The organism is Pseudomonas sp. LTJR-52 (genome assembly GCF_003691465.1).
GTDB classification, from domain to species: Bacteria; Pseudomonadota; Gammaproteobacteria; order Pseudomonadales; family Pseudomonadaceae; genus Chryseomonas; species Chryseomonas luteola.
In genome coordinates this window covers 3,730,922-3,748,180 of sequence record NZ_CP033105.1, presented here as the reverse complement: position 1 = coordinate 3,748,180, position 17,259 = coordinate 3,730,922, and the positions used below count along the sequence as shown (strand labels likewise).

The 17,259-nt window shown below is 50.3% G+C and carries 15 protein-coding genes; 7 read left to right on the top strand and 8 right to left on the bottom strand.

Annotated features, from left to right (window positions below; translation table 11 throughout):
- The first annotated feature begins 127 nt into the window (after positions 1-127).
- The 6 genes from murJ (at position 128) to ispH (ending at position 7,472) form a co-directional block, all read left to right on the top strand.
- A complete protein-coding gene (murJ, locus tag EAW52_RS17520; RefSeq protein WP_026004125.1) occupies positions 128-1,666 on the top strand; it encodes a murein biosynthesis integral membrane protein MurJ in 1,539 nt (512 codons plus the stop codon).
- A gap of 99 nt (positions 1,667-1,765) precedes the next feature.
- Positions 1,766-2,710, top strand: coding sequence for a bifunctional riboflavin kinase/FAD synthetase (ribF, locus tag EAW52_RS17515; RefSeq protein ID WP_122043384.1), 945 nt, complete (start codon positions 1,766-1,768; stop codon positions 2,708-2,710).
- Positions 2,711-2,720: 10 nt separating this feature from the next.
- Complete coding sequence (ileS, locus tag EAW52_RS17510; RefSeq protein ID WP_122044847.1) at positions 2,721-5,552, top strand: isoleucine--tRNA ligase; 2,832 nt, start codon at positions 2,721-2,723, stop codon at positions 5,550-5,552.
- Entirely contained in the window at positions 5,545-6,048 is a 504-nt protein-coding gene (lspA, locus tag EAW52_RS17505) for a signal peptidase II (RefSeq protein ID WP_010797183.1), read from the top strand. Before ileS ends, lspA begins: the two co-directional genes overlap by 8 nt.
- On the top strand, positions 6,041-6,487 hold the full coding sequence (locus EAW52_RS17500; RefSeq protein WP_010797184.1) for a peptidylprolyl isomerase: 447 nt from the start codon (positions 6,041-6,043) through the stop codon (positions 6,485-6,487). Before lspA ends, EAW52_RS17500 begins: the two co-directional genes overlap by 8 nt.
- 40 nt (positions 6,488-6,527) lie before the next feature.
- Entirely contained in the window at positions 6,528-7,472 is a 945-nt protein-coding gene (gene ispH / locus EAW52_RS17495; RefSeq protein ID WP_122043383.1) for a 4-hydroxy-3-methylbut-2-enyl diphosphate reductase, read from the top strand.
- A 36-nt stretch (positions 7,473-7,508) separates the two neighbouring features.
- Here ispH and EAW52_RS17490 read toward each other — a convergent pair whose 3' ends face one another.
- From EAW52_RS17490 to EAW52_RS26885, 7 genes are all read right to left on the bottom strand, one after another.
- Positions 7,509-7,958: a type IV pilin protein gene (locus EAW52_RS17490; RefSeq protein ID WP_122043382.1), complete on the bottom strand. Its 450-nt coding sequence runs from the start codon at positions 7,956-7,958 to the stop codon at positions 7,509-7,511.
- A gap of 2 nt (positions 7,959-7,960) precedes the next feature.
- On the bottom strand, positions 7,961-11,566 hold the full coding sequence (locus EAW52_RS17485) for a pilus assembly protein (protein WP_256680631.1): 3,606 nt from the start codon (positions 11,564-11,566) through the stop codon (positions 7,961-7,963).
- Between the two features lie 12 nt (positions 11,567-11,578).
- A complete protein-coding gene (locus tag EAW52_RS17480) occupies positions 11,579-12,142 on the bottom strand; it encodes a PilX N-terminal domain-containing pilus assembly protein (protein ID WP_122043381.1) in 564 nt (187 codons plus the stop codon).
- Complete coding sequence (locus EAW52_RS17475) at positions 12,139-12,915, bottom strand: PilW family protein (RefSeq protein ID WP_122043380.1); 777 nt, start codon at positions 12,913-12,915, stop codon at positions 12,139-12,141. Before EAW52_RS17475 ends, EAW52_RS17480 begins: the two co-directional genes overlap by 4 nt.
- Positions 12,881-13,429 (bottom strand): type IV pilus modification protein PilV, encoded by a 549-nt coding sequence (gene pilV, locus EAW52_RS17470; protein WP_122043379.1) that lies wholly within the window; start codon positions 13,427-13,429, stop codon positions 12,881-12,883. The genes EAW52_RS17475 and pilV overlap by 35 nt, the downstream gene beginning before the upstream one ends.
- Positions 13,430-13,437: 8 nt before the next feature.
- Positions 13,438-13,971, bottom strand: coding sequence for a GspH/FimT family pseudopilin (locus EAW52_RS17465; protein ID WP_122044845.1), 534 nt, complete (start codon positions 13,969-13,971; stop codon positions 13,438-13,440).
- Positions 13,972-14,203: 232 nt separating this feature from the next.
- Complete coding sequence (locus EAW52_RS26885) at positions 14,204-14,701, bottom strand: GspH/FimT family pseudopilin (RefSeq protein ID WP_162997655.1); 498 nt, start codon at positions 14,699-14,701, stop codon at positions 14,204-14,206.
- A 107-nt stretch (positions 14,702-14,808) separates the two neighbouring features.
- Between EAW52_RS26885 and thiO the strand changes: the two genes are divergently transcribed.
- Positions 14,809-15,918 (top strand): glycine oxidase ThiO, encoded by a 1,110-nt coding sequence (gene thiO / locus EAW52_RS17455; protein ID WP_122043378.1) that lies wholly within the window; start codon positions 14,809-14,811, stop codon positions 15,916-15,918.
- Here the strand turns inward: thiO and EAW52_RS17450 are convergent, their stop codons facing one another.
- Positions 15,919-17,259, bottom strand: coding sequence for a sigma-54 dependent transcriptional regulator (locus EAW52_RS17450; RefSeq protein WP_122043377.1), 1,341 nt, complete (start codon positions 17,257-17,259; stop codon positions 15,919-15,921). It lies immediately after the preceding gene.

Here is a 17,259-nt window from a genome sequence, read left to right as displayed (position 1 = left end):
CAACAACTGCATCTGTACGTGCTTTATCTGTTTGATCGTCCTACACTCGCGGGCTTGCCTATGAGGCATCTTCTTGAGGCTTGGAGATACACAGGCCCTGTCATCAGTATGTATAGAATCCAAACGCATGAACCTTCTTAAATCGCTAGCTGCGGTTAGCTCAATGACGCTTGTTTCTCGGGTGTTGGGCTTTATTCGCGATACCATCGTAGCACGTATTTTTGGCGCAGGGATCGCCACTGATGCTTTCTTCGTAGCGTTCAAGCTGCCGAATCTGTTGCGGCGCATCTTTGCAGAGGGCGCATTCTCCCAGGCGTTTGTCCCGATTCTGGCAGAATACAAGAGCCAGCGCGGAGAAGAGGCGACCCGAACCTTTATCGCCTACGTATCAGGCCTGCTGACGCTGGTCCTGGCGATTGTGACCCTGGTGGGCATGGTAGCTGCGCCCTGGGTTATCTGGATTACCGCCCCTGGCTTTAGCGATACGCCTGAAAAGTTTGCGCTGACCACTTCACTTCTTCGCGTAACCTTTCCGTATATTCTGTTGATTTCCCTGTCATCGCTTGCCGGTGCAGTGCTCAACACGTGGAACCGGTTCTCCGTCCCGGCGTTTGTGCCCACGCTCCTAAACGTCAGCATGATCTTTTTTGCTGTCTTCCTGACGCCATACTTTGATCCACCGGTCATGGTGCTTGGATGGGCTGTACTGGCGGGCGGTTTTCTACAGCTGGTGTACCAGCTGCCACACTTGAAAAAAATTGGCATGCTTGTGCTGCCTCGCCTCAATCTACGGGACAGCGGAGTCTGGCGGGTATTGAGGCAAATGATCCCGGCCATTATCGGAGTGTCGGTTAGCCAGATTTCCCTGATCATCAACACCATCTTTGCCTCTTTTCTGGCTGCCGGTTCGGTTTCATGGATGTATTACGCCGACCGCTTGATGGAGCTGCCTTCCGGTGTTCTGGGTGTTGCGCTCGGTACTATCCTTTTGCCGGCGCTAGCCAAAACTTATGCCAAGGATGATCGGCACGAATACTCCCGTCTTTTGGATTGGGGACTTAGGCTTTGCTTTCTTTTGGTTCTGCCGTGCTCGTTGGCGCTAGCGATTCTGTCCGAGCCGCTGACTATTTCCCTGTTCCAGTACGGTCGTTTTACGGCTCATGATGCACAAATGACCCAGCATGCCTTGATCGCCTATTCGGTAGGTTTGGTCGGAATCATTTTGGTCAAGGTGCTGGCCCCCGGGTTTTATGCTCGACAGAACATCAAGACGCCTGTTCGGATCGCTATTTTCACATTGGTAATAACCCAGCTCATGAACCTAGCCTTTATTGGTCCGCTTCAGCATGTAGGTCTGGCCTTGGCGATCGGGCTGGCCGCCTGTATCAACGCAGGTCTTCTCTATTGGCAGTTGAGAAAGCACAAGCTTTTCGAGCCGCAGCCCGGATGGACCTTGTTCCTGATCAAGCTAGTGGTTGCGGTTGTGGTCATGTCGACCGTACTTCTAGGGCTGCTTTATGTCATGCCCGCATGGGATCAGGGCAATATGCTGGCGCGCTTTTCACGGCTTGGACTGGTGGTTGCTGCTGGAGTGATCGCTTATTTTGGCGTGCTGGCGGCATTTGGATTTCGTATCAAGGACTTCACGAAAAAAGCGCTGGCATGACCAATGGTTTGATGTTTATGGGCAAGCTTGTCAGTGACTGCCTGTTGTCTGTGGACAAGCGTGCGTATAATCGTAGAATTTGCAAATAGAACGCGTGCTATGCAGCTGGTTCGAGGCCTTCATAATCTTAGTCCCCTGCCGCAGGGCTGTGTTGCCACCATAGGCAATTTCGACGGAGTACACCTGGGACATCAGGCGATTCTGGCTCGTCTGCATGAACGAGCAATAGAGCTCAGAGTGCCTAGTTGTGTAGTTATATTCGAGCCACAGCCGCGTGAGTACTTTGCGCCTGAACAAGCTCCAGTGCGGTTGACGCGCCTTCGCGAGAAGCTGGAGTTGCTATCCAAGGCAGGCGTAGACCGTGTTGTGTGTCTGGCCTTCAACCGTCGACTGCGCGAGCTTTCAGCACGAGCCTTTATCGATCAGGTGCTTATCCAGGGATTGGGCATCAAGCACCTTGAGGTCGGGGATGACTTCCGCTTTGGCTGTGACCGTGCCGGCGACTTTGATTCTCTGGTCGATGCAGGGCGGATCAACGGGTTTACGGTCGAGGCTGCTACAACGGTCGAGCTGGATGGCATGAGAATAAGCAGTACGCGCATTCGAGAAGCGTTGGCTTCGGGGGATCTGTCTCTTGCAAGTCGAATGCTGGGACGCCCCTATACCTTATCCGGGCGTGTACTGCATGGACAGAAGCTTGCCCGCCAATTAGGCTGGCCTACTGCTAATGTTCAGCTGAAGCGCCGTCTGCCACCCATGAAAGGGGTTTATCTGGTCAACATGGATATTCATGGCCAGATCCGGGGAGGCGTTGCAAATATTGGTCTTCGTCCTACTGTAAAAGGCGATGGCCGTCCCCATCTTGAAGTACATCTTCTCGAATATGCTGGCGATCTGTATGGTCAGCATCTGACTGTTGTTTTTCACCGCAAGCTGCGAGACGAGCAGCGTTTCGCCTCTCTGGAGGCATTGAAGGCGGCTATTGATGCCGATGTCGCCGCCGCCCGAGCTTATTGGCTGGGCCAACCGCTTGATGAGATCTGAAGAGCCCGAAATGACCGATTACAAAGCCACGCTTAACCTTCCAGCTACCGATTTCCCCATGAAAGCCGGCTTGCCGCAACGCGAGCCTGAAACCCTTAAGTACTGGAATGGTATTGGTCTCTACCAAAAGCTGCGCGAAATTGGCAAAGGGCGTCCTACCTTCATCCTTCATGATGGCCCGCCCTATGCCAACGGCAATATTCATATTGGTCATGCGGTCAACAAGATCATCAAGGACATTATTGTCCGCTCCAAAACCCTGTCGGGTTATGACGCACCCTATGTTCCCGGCTGGGATTGCCATGGCCTGCCTATCGAACACAAGGTTGAGATCACCCACGGCAAGAATCTGCCAGCCGACAAAACCCGCGAACTCTGCCGTGCCTATGCGGCTGAGCAGGTAGAAGGGCAGAAAGCCGACTTCATCCGCTTGGGTGTGTTGGGTGAGTGGGATAATCCCTACAAAACCATGGATTATGCCAACGAGGCGGGAGAAATCCGTGCGTTGGCTGAAATGGTTCGTAAGGGCTTTGTATTCAAGGGTCTGAAGCCGGTCAACTGGTGCTTCGATTGCGGTTCTGCATTGGCCGAAGCTGAAGTGGAGTACGCGGACAAGCAGTCCATGACGATCGATGTGGCCTTTCCCAGCGCCGAAGATGACAAGCTTGCTGCTGCCTTCGGCCTGGAAGCGCTGCCCAAGAAAGCCTATATCGTCATCTGGACTACCACACCCTGGACCATCCCGGCCAACCAGGCGCTTAATGTGCATCCCGAGTTTGACTATGCACTGGTGGACGTGGGTGACAAGCTGCTTCTGCTGGCTGAGGAACTGGTCGAGAGCTGCCTGAAGCGGTACTCGCTGGAAGGAAAGGTCATCGCGACGGCCAAGGGTGAAGCGCTGGAGCTGATCGCCTTCAATCATCCTTTTTACGATCGCCGTTCGCCCATTTATCTTGCTGACTATGTTGAGCTGGGTGCTGGTACAGGTATTGTGCACAGTGCGCCTGCTTACGGTGAGGATGACTTCCGGTCCTGCAAGCGCTATGGCATGACTAACGATGACATCCTGAGCCCTGTGCAGAGCAACGGCGTTTATGTCGAGTCGTTGCCCTTCTTTGGTGGCCAGTTTATCTGGAAAGCCAATCCCGCCATTGTCGAGAAGCTACGCGAAGTCGGCTGCCTGATGGCCAGCGAGAATATTACTCACAGCTACATGCATTGCTGGCGTCACAAAACCCCACTGATCTACCGTGCGACCGCGCAGTGGTTTGTGGGCATGGACAAGCAGCCAGTAGAGGGCGGCACCCTTCGTGAGCGTGCCTTGGCAGGCATCGAGCAGACCCAGTTTGTGCCCGCCTGGGGACAGGCCCGTTTGCATGGCATGATTGCCGGTCGGCCTGACTGGTGTATCTCGCGTCAGCGTACCTGGGGTGTCCCGATTCCATTCTTCCTGCATAAGGAAAGCGGAGAGCTGCATCCTCGCACGGTAGAGTTGATGGAAGAGGTTGCTCAGCGCGTTGAGCAGGCCGGTATCGAGGCATGGTTCAAGCTGGATGCTGCGGAGTTGCTGGGTGATGAAGCCGCCCAGTATGAAAAAATCGCTGATACGTTGGACGTCTGGTTTGACTCGGGCACTACCCATTGGCATGTGCTGCGTGGCTCGCATCAGCTGGGCCATGATCAAGGGCCGGTTGCTGACCTGTATCTGGAAGGCTCCGACCAGCATCGTGGTTGGTTCCACTCATCGCTACTGACCGGTTGTGCCATCGACGACCACCCACCCTACAAAGCATTGCTCACGCACGGGTTTACCGTAGATGAGAATGGCCGCAAGATGTCCAAGTCGCTGGGCAACGTGATTGCACCGCAGCAGGTGACGGATACGCTGGGCGCTGACATTCTGCGCCTATGGGTTTCGGCGACTGACTACTCGGGTGAAATGGCGGTTTCCCAACAGATCCTGCAGCGTTCGGCTGACTCTTATCGCCGTATCCGCAATACTGCACGTTTCCTCCTTTCCAACCTGAACGGCTTCGATCCTGAGCAGCATCTGGTGGCATCGGAAGACATGATCGCTATTGATCGCTGGGCTGTGGATCGCGCGCTCCTGTTGCAACATGAGCTTGAGGAAGCCTACAACGAGTATCGTTTCTGGAACGTGTACCAGAAAGTGCACAACTTCTGTGTGCATGAACTGGGTGGCTTCTATCTCGACATCATCAAGGATCGCCAGTACACCACGGGCACTGACAGCCGCGCTCGCCGTTCCTGCCAAACAGCCATGTTCCATATTGCGGAAGCACTGGTTCGTTGGATCGCGCCCATCCTGGCCTTCACTGCCGAGGAAATATGGCAATACCTACCAGGCAAGCGCAACGAGTCTGTCATGCTTAATACCTGGTATGACCAGTTGACCGAGCTGCCAGCTGACACAGAGCTTGATCGCGCATTCTGGGATCAGGTGATGGCGGTCAAGGCTGCTGTCAACAAAGAGCTGGAAAACCAGCGTAACGCCAAGACAATCGGCGGCAACCTTCAGGCAGAAATCACGCTGTTCGTTGACGGCCCGCTGAGTGCGGTACTGAAGAAACTGGGTGAAGACCTGCGCTTTATCCTGATCACTTCTCGGGTCGAGGTTGCAACGTTTGACGAGGCGCCTGACGAAGCGGTAGAGAGCGAGGTGGCAGGTCTCAAACTTCTGGTTCGCAAATCAGGCAGCACCAAGTGTGCCCGTTGCTGGCACCATCGTGATGACGTAGGAATTGATCCCAACCACCCTGAAATCTGTGGCCGTTGCGTCAGTAACGTCTTTGGCAATGGTGAGGTGCGCCGCTATGCCTGAGGCAGGCCGTTTTGGCCGTCTGGCCTGGTTATGGTTGAGTGTGGTCGTCGTTGTGTTGGATCAACTGAGCAAGGCTTATTTTGAAGGGCAGCTCAGTCTGTATCAGCGCATCGAGGTGATCCCTGATCTGTTCAGCTGGACGCTCGCCTATAACACAGGCGCAGCGTTCAGCTTTTTGGCAGATCACTCCGGTTGGCAGCGTTGGCTTTTTGCTGCGATTGCCATTGCAGTCAGCATTACCCTGGTAGTCTGGCTCAAGCGATTGGGACGCAACGATACCTGGATTGCTATTGCCCTGGCGCTGATCCTGGGCGGCGCTATCGGTAACCTGTACGACCGTATCGTGTTGGGGCACGTTATTGATTTCGTCCTTGTACATTGGCGGGAACATCTGTTTCCCGCTTTCAACCTGGCAGACAGCGCCATTACCGTAGGTGCCATCATGCTTGCCCTGGATATGTTCCGTACCAAAAAGACGGGAGAAGCCCATGTCTGAGATAACGGTTGGTCCGGAAACGCGCGTAACGCTCAATTTCGCGATCAAGCTGGAAAACGGCGATATTGTTGACACAACCTTCGACAAGGCGCCCGCAACGTTCAGGGTAGGGGACGGTAATCTCCTGCCTGGCTTCGAGCAAGCGTTGTTCGGCTTGCCTGAGGGCGCGCGTAGTAGCCTGACGATTCTGCCTGAGCAGGGGTTTGGTCAGCCAAACCCGCAAAATCTACAGCAAATGCCTCGAGATGATTTCGAGAATATGGACTTGTCCGAAGGGTTGCTGATTATCTTTACCGATGCGGCAGGAGGCGAAATGCCCGGCATCGTTAAATCCTTCGATGATCATGCGGTGATTATAGACTTCAACCACCCGCTTGCTGGGCGCACGTTGACGTTCGAAGTCGAAATTATCGCCATTGAGCCGGTTGTTGCCCATTGAGGCCTGCTCAGTAGCAGACGCTGAGCGAAAGGAATTCAACATGCAAATCAAATTAGCCAACCCTCGCGGATTTTGCGCAGGGGTTGATCGCGCAATCGATATCGTCAATCGCGCGCTTGATGTGTTCGGCCCGCCGATCTATGTCCGACATGAAGTGGTGCATAACAAGTTCGTCGTAGAAAACCTGCGCAACCGTGGCGCTGTTTTTGTCGAAGAGCTGGATCAGGTGCCTGATGATGTTATCGTGATCTTCAGCGCCCATGGCGTTTCCCAGGCGGTACGCAAGGAAGCTGAAAGCAGAGGGCTCAAAGTCTTCGATGCTACGTGTCCGCTGGTGACCAAAGTTCACATGGAAGTAGCCAAATACAGCCGTGACGGCCGCGAATGCATTCTGATTGGCCATGAAGGTCATCCGGAAGTAGAGGGCACTATGGGCCAGTACGATACGCGTAATGGCGGATCGATCTATCTTGTGGAAGATGAGGAAGACGTTGCAGCGCTTCAGGTCCGTAACCCTGACTCGCTAGCTTTCGTTACTCAAACTACGCTGTCTATGGACGACACAAGCAAGGTCATCGATGCCTTGCGTGGCAAGTTTCCAAATATTGGAGGCCCACGCAAAGACGACATCTGCTACGCAACTCAGAACCGCCAGGACGCGGTTAAAACACTAGCAACTGAGTCTGACATCGTTCTGGTTGTAGGAAGCCCCAATAGCTCCAATTCCAACCGCCTGCGTGAGCTATCCGAGCGTATGGGAACCCCAGCCTACCTTATCGATGGTGCAGAGGATCTCAAACAGGAGTGGTTCAGCGGGGTAGGGCGAATTGGTATTACAGCAGGCGCGTCAGCTCCTGAGATTCTGGTCAAAGGCGTTATTGACCAGTTGAAAGCTTGGGGCGCGAGCGAGGGGCTGGAGCTTGAAGGCCAGCCGGAGAATATTACGTTCTCGCTGCCGAAGGAGTTGAGATTAAAGGCTGTTTAAATAAAAAGGCCCGACTGGTTAGTCGGGCCTTTTTATTTAGCGCCAGCACTCTGTAGCGCTGCTGGTTCCCGAGGTACCTTTTTTGCCTTGAGCATTCAAGGTTAAATTTTGGCACTCTTTATCGTTCTTTTGTGGTCCGGCGGCTTTTGCTGTCAGCAAGTAAGGGCCATGTTTTGCATAATTCTCTTTTTCTTCGTTTTTGCTTCTATCATAAGAGGCTATATCAAGTTCGTAGTATCCGTTGTCAGATACAACTGTAGGGTTGCCTAGGCCCAAATCGGCCGGCGAAGCTGTGTATTTATTGTTTTGCGCATAATAGCGCTCCATGCGGGCAGCAGCCTCGTTAAGCAGCGCTTGGCCTTCCGAGCGATGAGCACGCGTTACGTACCGGCTATAACTAGGTATGGCTATAGCTGCAATGATGGCTATTATTGCAACCGTAACCATCATTTCTATTAGCGTAAAACCTCTTAATCTTCGCTTCATTCTTATTCCTCGACAGGGATCGAGCGCCAGCTCTGACGACGATTATTCTTGCTTGTAAGGCTAACGGATTTTTTCACTCCGCTATCGTCGGTGGTCGTTCCGCTAATGTTGATCAGTGTTCCTAATGTACTGGTAGAGGGACCGCTAATTAAACCCTCTAAGAAAATTCGTGAATACTTAGTGGATGTTCCGAGCTCCAACGTATTTGACGCCCCACCCGTGTAGGGATCAAATGTATTCAACCACGTAGTAACGCCTTGGCTGCAAGGGTCTGCATTTGGGACAAGCGAAGTCACTATAGCTGTTCCGCCTGCAAGACTTGGTCTGTTAACTACCATCTCGCCAGTCAACGGAAAATCAATATAGTAACCATAAAGGCCAGTTTTATTAGTAGTTGGGTCATACCATTTGACGGTGTTATTGCTTAGCGTTGACGCCTGTGATTCAACGCTATCACCGCTAGCGCTTATGTAAGTTATTTTTACGCTCTGGCTAAAGTTCTGAGCCTGAAGATTGCTTCTTGAAACTGTGGGAGTGCTAGAGGCTACGCCTGAAGTCTGCCGGTCCCAAATTCCATAAATACTCATGGCTTTGGTTGCATTGGCGCTGGAATCGATATCTTCAATATATTTTCCTGTGCCAAATATAACAATATGCCCTGTCCCGCTAGGATGCTTAACTAAATAAGGGCTAGCAGTAATGGGCTGAGTTAAATTTGTTGCTCCAGTAGCATAGGTACCAGCAGTGGCTTTGAAAAGTGGCGCGTTTCCAAATGCTACTTTAAAGTCGCTTGCAGTCGCTGTACCTAGTAGACCTTGTGCTCCAATCAAATCGAAACGCCACATATTGCCTTGCAGATCACCTGCGTATACATAATCAGCGATCAAGTCCCCATTGACGTCTGCAACGAAAGGAGATGAAAGTCCATTTGTAGCATTACTGCCGGACGCAGTTAGTGCTGCTAACTTGCTGCCATCTTTAATGTTCATTAGATAAAGAACGGCTTTGTCATTAACACTGTTATATCCGTTAGCCACTATAACTGCCCAGTTCCCATCGTGCAGGCGAGCAATTTGAGGCTTGGAATAGGTAAAGCCAAGATCTGCATAATCGATATCGCTGGAGCTTTTTTCCCACAACAGCACGGGATTGTTAGGGTCCGTTATATCTAAGGCAAACAATGACCTTCCGCCGCCACGTAGGCTGCCCACCAATACGGTATGCCAAGCACCATCAAAGTAAACATCCGAAGCTGTAGGAGACCCATCGACATAGTATTGATGAGCAGAGTTGTTATAACTGGGGTCTGAGAGTTTGTAGAGATTTCCAATAACTGCGCTTGGTATAAAAGCGAATTGTTCATTACCGCTGTCATCAAAAGCATGCAGCATGCCATCATTGGCACCCACATAGATCCTTGCTGCGCGTGATGCCCATTTGGTTTTATACGCGGTATAGCTAGCTGACGCGGAGCCATCGCTATTGACGACGGTAGCATTCATCAGAGCCGTAGAGCCGCTGGGCGCTCCAACAAGTACCGGCGTTGAGTTGATGATATCCCCTAAAATATGCTTCCGAACCCTAAAGCTAGGTGCTTTTGTAGGGCTCTCATAGGTTCTATCGCCACGTAAATAATTAACCCTCAACTGGCCATTGGAGTCTTTACCACTTAGCGTCATATTTAAGCTGGTTTGCTGAATGCTGCTAAGGTTATTCCATGAGAAATCTTGCAGTTTATTAGTAGTGTTTGAGCTGGCAATATAAACCTTACGCTTTGCGTAATTTGTATTTCCTAACCCATAGGTTGTATTCAAGAGGGCCTGTGCGCTCCATACTTTAGAGCTTTTAGTATTTGAGCGACTCGACTTAATAAGGTCTCCACTCCAATCTTGGCTCGAAAAAGAGGGCGTATATGTGTAGAGAGAAGTAGAATTGCTCTCTTGAAAAGGAGAGCTGAGTGCTTGTCCTGCAGACGCGGTTTCCGCTTCGCTAATTCTGCTGACAATATTTTGCATTGCCGTGACGAGTGCATCAGGGCTCTCTACGCTAAAGAACTCTCCTCTGGAGTTAATTGCCGTATGCCACAAGTCATAGACATTATTGTCGCTGTCGCTCGCCGCTGCTGGCCACTGCACATTGCCAGCTAATAAACCGCTATATCCTCCCGAAAAGGTGTCTCCGTCCCACTTTGGATTTATTAACGATTCACTTAAGCCAAGGCCTAGCGTGTAATTAACCAAGTGCTGCCAATTAGCAGGATCATTTTTAGGGTTCCAATACTGAGCTTTGGCATCACTACTAGACTCTCTGATATAGGGGGAGAGATTGTTAGATATATTGGGTTGCGCATCCGTGGCCCAGTATTTAAATGCAAGGTCAGCCAGTGTATTGGCGGCGCTATCTATGAAAGGTGCCCTTGGTGTGTAGACAGTTCCGTCAGGAAGGGTGGTGCTATTACTATCTACGTTTCCTACGGAGAAATTGTCTGAGTTCCATTTCCCGTCTGTCATCATGATGTGGTAACTGGGACGACAAGCATATTCAGGCGATTGGGTTCTTCCGGGATCGTAAGCATAGGGGGCATCAGAACCGGTGGTTTGTAAGAATCTACCTGCGCGGTCTAATGCTGAGCGTAACGGTGTACCCGTATTGTAGTTGATATCTCCAAGCCAAGTGAAGAAGTTTGCCTTGGCCTGACCTGTAAAGGTACGCAGTTTATTGCTGCCGTTGTAACTGATGCCTCTGCAAGTCGTAGAGTTTAATGTTGTGCAGTTACTCAAGTCCTGCCAAGTTAGTCGAATGGACTCAGAGAAATTAGCGAACGCAATATTTGTTGCAGTTTGTGTTGCTAACGCTCGGTTACGATAGAAAGCATACCAGATGGCGAAGTTTTGTCTTTCATCTATACGCCCAGGACCTGATGTGCTGCTAACGTCGACTTTGCTATAACAATTATCGTTTGTAATAGTACAGTTGGAGGCTTGATTATAAATGTAATAATACGCAGGTACACCCTGTCTGGTGTTGTCTGTATACCAGCTTCTAAAGTCGCTGGCAGGATTTTCAGCTAGATAATAAATAACTCCTGTGCTTCCGCCGTAGTTAGTCGCATAACGGTTGTCAGCAAACACCTTGTCCTGGCCTCTAGAGGTATCATACTCCCAGGCAACTCGATAGTCAGAGCTAAGGTCTAAAGTTCCAAGTGATGGATTATAGCCATTGACATAAACTTTTTTGAAGTCAAAAGTTGTGCTATTACTTACAGGATATTCGGTGATAGTGACCGTGCCGGAGTTGATGGTAACTTTTTTTGGGACTTCGTACTTTAAATTTGGGTTATAGTACATCGGGTTGAATGTAGAAGATTTAACCCTACGAGTAGCCCTAAGGTTATTATTGGCATAACCCAGTGAGTCGGGGACAAACCCCCATTTCATGCTGTTTGAGTTGTCAAGCGTAACAATAATATTTGGTGCTACGCCTGTTGTGAGGAAAAGAGGTGCCTGCGGTAATGAGAGGTTAGCTGCTTCAGCTCTAACGGAAAACAATACGGCTACCGGTAGTAACGTGCCAATTAATAACCGGCTGGGAGAGGTAAGGAATTTCATCACGGCTCTCTTTTAGCGCTCTACGCTGATTACAGATTGTAGAATAACGGGGAAACGTTTTTGTTCGTTCGGGTAGGCCATAGACGTTACGCGATAGTAATACGTTACTGGCGATGTATTGTCGTAAGAGTAGCCACTCGCATCTATGGACTCTTGTCCCATATACGCCGCGTTCCAGCGAGGCCCGCTAGAAAATGAGGCTGGATAGGTGTCAGAGGAACCTTTGTAATCGATTGCATATTTAGATCCAATTGCCCACCAGTTTGAGCCCGCAACCGAATTTGTTTTGAAGCGGTCTGTGCCTAATATGCATAAGTTAGTATTAAGATTTTCAGTGCTAACTCCGCAATCTGCATAGCCTTCGCTTGCTGTTGGATGATTCAATAGTCTTCTTTCGCCTTCTCGTAATGCTGCCTCTGCCGCATTAGATGCTTGCTTACGTTCAGACACGCTTCCGCTTATTCGACTTTGTAACGCTGTTTCTCGAATACTCGCAGTTGCGATCAGGGTAATGAGTAATAGCATTACTAGAGCGACTAAAAGAACGGCTCCTTCCTGGCGTGAAGAGAGTTTCATGGCATTAAATTCCTTAAGGCAACGGTGCTTTGAGAAATTTGATAAAGTTTCTTTCCGTTGTTATCTAAGTTAGAGCCAGTAAGAGTGTTCCAGCGATTTATCGCGTCACTCGATATGCCATCCTGAACATTGTTTTGCGAGGAAAACAATGCTGCATAGCGGATGGACTGCACAGCAGAGTCATTAGTGTTAGGCAAAACAAACCATTTGAAGTCGGTCAAGCCTGTAACTAGAGTTGCGGTTTTACCTTGTGCAGTACAAGTTATTTTGCTGTCAGTCGAGCTGTAAGTTATTCGGCTGACAATGACTTTGCCTGAAGGGATCGAGTTGCCTAAGCAGTCCAAATCCCAATCGGCATCATTAGGGGCCTCTGCCCCTTGATAGCGAAAGCAGATGCTGTCACGATCATTTTTTAACTTGGCTATTTGATAGGTTTGTCCTGCTTGAAATGAAGGGCAACTGTCTATGCTTTTAGCTTCAGGAAAGCTTTGTATCATATTGTTTTTTAGTGGATCAGCTCTATATCCGGTTCTGGCTAGTTGCTGTTCGAGAACCATAAGAGCAAATCGACTATTGTCTTGATTATTCGCTTGGCTCTGTTGAAATGCGTAGCTGCGTTTGTTGGTGATATATATTTGGGATACGCCTAGTATCAAAAAGCAGCTAATGGTAAGGGCAACCATTATCTCTATAAGTGATAGCCCTGCTTGCTTATAATGAGAGTTTATTTGGTTCATTTTAAAGTTCAGTACGCAAGCGATAGTAGCAAACATTATTGGCGCAGCTCCCTGAGTTGTCTTGCCACGCTATTTGAATCATAACGACAGAGCTATTGCTGCCGGAGGTGCAAGTATTGTCTGGAGTGCTTTGAGGGCATACGGCAAAATTGCTTTTTATTAAATCGTCGTTAACCGGAAGTTGAGCTTTAACTTGCATTAACCAACAGGTTAAGTCTTTTCTAGCCACAGCCTCTCCGCCCAAGCTACGATCTAAGCTTGCGCATGACTCTCCGCTTGCTAGCGGTGTCGTCTGAAAGTCACTATTTAGCGGCTTGTAATAGTTCGATGACGTTGTAAAAAGCGCACTGTTATTTCCAGGGTTGCTTCTCATCATTTCCAGCAAGTCGCCTGCCAGCATGGTGGCGTTATTAAGTTGTACAGAGTCCTGAGTAAGCTTAATGCTTCGCGTTTGAAGCGCAGCCATGCCTAATATTCCAATACAAAGTATTAGCAGACTGACCAAGACCTCAATCATGCTGAAGCCAGTGGAGTGGTTTTTTGAACTCATGCGCCGACTCATGCTTTACACCCCGTAACGCCTGCCGTAGCTGCGGCATCTGTAGGGCTAGAGATATTTCCGTTTTGCTCTATTGTGATTTTTTTACCTTTCGCACCGGTTCCGCCCTTAGAGCAGATCAAAATAATTGACTCGCAATTCCCTTGAGTGCAGACAGCACCATTTGCTTTTGTAACGATTCCTAGTGGGCCAAAAGTGATCGATACTTTAGTGCCCGTTGCGTTTACGCTTTGTTGATTCAAGCCTGTGTCGCTGTAGTCTCGAAGGGTTTCTGAGCCACTAGTAATCTTAAGGCCCTGAGTCCATCCATCTGCCGAGGGTGCTGTTATCGTCACAGGTACTCCACGCGCAACAGCTTCACCACGGGTATACATAAGCGCCCCGTACAGCTCATTGCTGGTTGATTGCACTTGATTGGATTGGATCAGAAGAGAGAACTGTGGCATGGCTATGGTTGCAACGACAGCTACCAGCGCTACAACCACCATAAGCTCTATTAAGGTGAATCCAAGAGAGCCTCTGTAACGTAGCATGCTGAATCCCAAGTCAATTTTATGGCTATAGAGTGACGTCAGAACCTGTTTCTGTCGCCACTGAAGGGATGGCCGGATTCCATCCGTCGATAACCGGTCAACCTGCTATTGAGATTGCTCATAAGTTGTGCTTTTCGACTTCATATGGCTTTAGAGTGGCTGCCATAAAGGTTCAATGCTCTGTATGTCGGTGATCAACAAGCCTAATAAATGTCTTGTTTTTAATAGTTTATTACATGCATAGTTCAGTAATCTCTTTGTTTCTTGCTTCACGTATCCGGCCTTGTCTGCTTAGTACATACTTCCAAAGGACCGTATTTTTGGCGTTGCATAGAAAGAAAGTTCCGTTTCCGAATATTAATGTGCCGTTCCCTTGGAAGCGTATGCTATCCCTGTTTCCTCGCCAAAAGAGCTTGTCTGAGGATTCTATAGTGTGTGAAAGAAAGACTTCGCGTGTAGATGGAGACTGTATTAGCCAGCCTTTTTCCCATGTAGCGTCACAGTGGGTAGCATCACTTGAACCGCATACTTCTATCGCTCTGCCTTGTAAGATACTCATTGATCTTGCGTAGCCGATATGCTGGTTTAGGGTATCACCCAAAATGGTTCGATTATTTTTATCGAGAAAAAGTTTATAAGAGGGTAAGGCGATTAAGGTAATAACTACTGTTAAAGCCAGTACGATTATGAGCTCTAACAAGTTGAAGCCAGCTTGCTTCCTGGTATCCATATGAAACATATCCTTTGCGTGTAACATTACATCAGACCGTCCTGGTCATGGCGGTTTTTGCCAGTTGAGCAGATTCATGTCAAGAAGCCACTACAGAAGGATGTGACATGTTTTACGATGTGGTTGTAATTGGTGGTGGGGTCATAGGTCTGCTTACCTCCCTAAGGTTGGCCTTATCTGGCCAACGAATCGTACTTTTTGAGCGGGCTCAGGTTGGTAGTGAGGCCTCCTGGGCCGGCGGAGGTATCGTTTCTCCGCTTTATCCCTGGCGCTACAGCGCTCCCGTCACCGCGTTGGCGCACTGGTCTCAAGATTTCTACCCGGAACTTGGTGCTCAGCTTTTAGAAAGGACAGGTGTAGATCCTGAGGTCCATGTAACAGGGCTGTATTGGCTGGATCTTGATGATGAGGCTGAGGCGCTTGCCTGGGCCAAAGACAAACAACGGCCTCTGGCCTCGATACCTATTCAAGAGGTCTATTCCCACGTTCCGGTATTAGGGGAGGGCTTCAAGAAGGCTATTTACATGGCGGATGTGGCTAATGTCAGAAACCCGCGGCTGGTTAAGTCCCTTCAAGCCGCTCTGGCTGCTATGCCCAACGTAACCATAAAGACTGGAAGCGAAGTGCAGGCATTTCTTCAGGAAGGGGACGCTGTCACCGGTGTTTATGTGGATGGCATTGTCGTCCAGTCTAGGCATGTTGTTGTTTCAGCGGGAGCATGGAGCGGCTCGTTATTGAAGAGCATTGGCATCAGCTTGCCTGTCGAGCCGGTTAAGGGCCAGATGATGCTATTCAAATGCGCAGATGATTTTCTGCCCAGTATGGTGCTGGCTAAAGGGCGCTATGCCATCCCGCGGCGAGATGGGCATATTCTGGTAGGCAGTACATTGGAGCATGCAGGCTTTGACAAGAAGCCTACCCAGGCAGCGCACGAAAGTCTTTTGCGTTCAGCCATCGAGCTGTTGCCTGCACTGGAAGGTAGCCCAATGGTTGCTCATTGGGCTGGGCTACGACCAGGATCGCCTGAAGGTATTCCCTATATTGGCCCAGTATCCGCGCGGCCTGGCTTGTGGCTCAACTGCGGTCATTATCGTAACGGTTTGGTTTTGGCGCCTGCCTCCTGCCAGCTGTTGACCAATCTGATCACAGGGGAGGCGCCTATCATCGATCCGGCACCTTATCTGCCGGACTCAAGGCTGGAGATCAGCTACGTGTAATCAATCGATGCCCAACTTTTTCAGGCGATACCGCATCGAGCGGAAGGAAAGCCCGAGCCGTTCAGCGGCGGCTGTACGGTTCCAGCGCGTCTCCTCAAGCGCTTGCATGATCAGCTTTCGCTCGATCTCTTCCAGGTAATCCTCAAGATTACTGATGTTGGCCAGACTGGTTTCGCCAGCGCTGGAGGACTGAGGAGTATCTGCAAGGCGCAAATCGCTTGGTTTGATCAGGTTGTCTTCACAAAGGGTATAGGCTCGCTCAAGCATGTTCTCCAACTCGCGAACATTACCCGGAAAGCGATAGCTCTTGAGTTTGGCGAGAGCGTCATCTGTCAGCTGGGCCAGATCCTGTTGTGATTCCTTGGCGAGACGTTTCAGGATAGTCGAGCACAGTTCCGCAATGTCTTCGCGTCGTTCACGTAGCGGGGGTACGCGAAGCTCAATGACGTTGAGGCGATAAAATAAGTCTTGCCGGAAGCGATCAGCGGCTACTTCGGCGGCCAGATCTTTATGTGTGGCACTTAGTATCCGTACATCCAGCGCTACTTCCTGTTGCCCACCGACGGGGCGTACAGCCTTTTCCTGAATGGCACGAAGCAGTTTTACCTGCATGGCTAGCGGCAGATCGGCGACCTCATCCAGAAATAAAGTACCGCCCTGGGCGGCCTGGAATAGGCCCTGCTTGTCTTCAATGGCACCCGTAAAGCTGCCTTTTTTGTGACCAAAAAACTCGCTTTCCATCAGCTCTGATGGAATGGCGCCACAGTTGACCGGAATAAAGGGGCGATCCGCACGAGGGCCTTGCTCGTGAATCAGTCGGGCGACCAACTCTTTACCGCTGCCGGACTCACCGCTGATATAGACGGGCGCCTGGCTGCGAGCGAGTTTGCCGATCTGAGCCCGTAGCGTACGCATGGGCGGTGAGTCACCCAGCAGCCTGTGATCTGCCACTTTGATAGGGGTAGGCGCTGAGCTGCTCAGGCGTAAGGCGGTGCTTACAAGCTCCCGGAGCCGAGGAAGATCAACAGGTTTGGTCAGGTAATCGAAGGCGCCGGCTTTCAATGCCTGGATGGCCGTATCCAGACTTCCAAAAGCGGTAATCATGGCTACGGGAAGGTTTGGATATTTCTGCTGGATGTATTGCACGAGATCAAGACCGGAGCCATCTGGAAGGCGCATGTCGGTCAGACACAAGTCAAAGGATTCCCGAGCCAACAGATCCTTTGCGTCTTTTACGTTCTTTGCGCTAAAGGTGTCGAGCTTCATGCGACCCAATGTGATCTCTAACAGCTCTCGGATATCGGGTTCGTCATCAACGATCAGGACTTTCTGTCGATTCAT

What these genes read in the sequence shown, in the direction of transcription:
- murJ (WP_026004125.1), top strand. Translation starts at nt 128, where the DNA reads ATGAACCTTCTTAAATCGCTAGCTGCGGTTAGCTCAATGACGCTTGTT.
- ribF (WP_122043384.1), top strand. Translation starts at nt 1,766, where the DNA reads ATGCAGCTGGTTCGAGGCCTTCATAATCTTAGTCCCCTGCCGCAGGGC.
- ileS (WP_122044847.1), top strand. Translation starts at nt 2,721, where the DNA reads ATGACCGATTACAAAGCCACGCTTAACCTTCCAGCTACCGATTTCCCC.
- lspA (WP_010797183.1), top strand. Translation starts at nt 5,545, where the DNA reads ATGCCTGAGGCAGGCCGTTTTGGCCGTCTGGCCTGGTTATGGTTGAGT.
- EAW52_RS17500 (WP_010797184.1), top strand. Translation starts at nt 6,041, where the DNA reads ATGTCTGAGATAACGGTTGGTCCGGAAACGCGCGTAACGCTCAATTTC.
- ispH (WP_122043383.1), top strand. Translation starts at nt 6,528, where the DNA reads ATGCAAATCAAATTAGCCAACCCTCGCGGATTTTGCGCAGGGGTTGAT.
- EAW52_RS17490 (WP_122043382.1), bottom strand. Translation starts at nt 7,958, where the DNA reads ATGAAGCGAAGATTAAGAGGTTTTACGCTAATAGAAATGATGGTTACG.
- EAW52_RS17485 (WP_256680631.1), bottom strand. Translation starts at nt 11,566, where the DNA reads ATGAAATTCCTTACCTCTCCCAGCCGGTTATTAATTGGCACGTTACTA.
- EAW52_RS17480 (WP_122043381.1), bottom strand. Translation starts at nt 12,142, where the DNA reads ATGAAACTCTCTTCACGCCAGGAAGGAGCCGTTCTTTTAGTCGCTCTA.
- EAW52_RS17475 (WP_122043380.1), bottom strand. Translation starts at nt 12,915, where the DNA reads ATGTTTGCTACTATCGCTTGCGTACTGAACTTTAAAATGAACCAAATA.
- pilV (WP_122043379.1), bottom strand. Translation starts at nt 13,429, where the DNA reads ATGAGTTCAAAAAACCACTCCACTGGCTTCAGCATGATTGAGGTCTTG.
- EAW52_RS17465 (WP_122044845.1), bottom strand. Translation starts at nt 13,971, where the DNA reads ATGCTACGTTACAGAGGCTCTCTTGGATTCACCTTAATAGAGCTTATG.
- EAW52_RS26885 (WP_162997655.1), bottom strand. Translation starts at nt 14,701, where the DNA reads ATGGATACCAGGAAGCAAGCTGGCTTCAACTTGTTAGAGCTCATAATC.
- thiO (WP_122043378.1), top strand. Translation starts at nt 14,809, where the DNA reads ATGTTTTACGATGTGGTTGTAATTGGTGGTGGGGTCATAGGTCTGCTT.
- EAW52_RS17450 (WP_122043377.1), bottom strand. Translation starts at nt 17,259, where the DNA reads ATGAATCGACAGAAAGTCCTGATCGTTGATGACGAACCCGATATCCGA.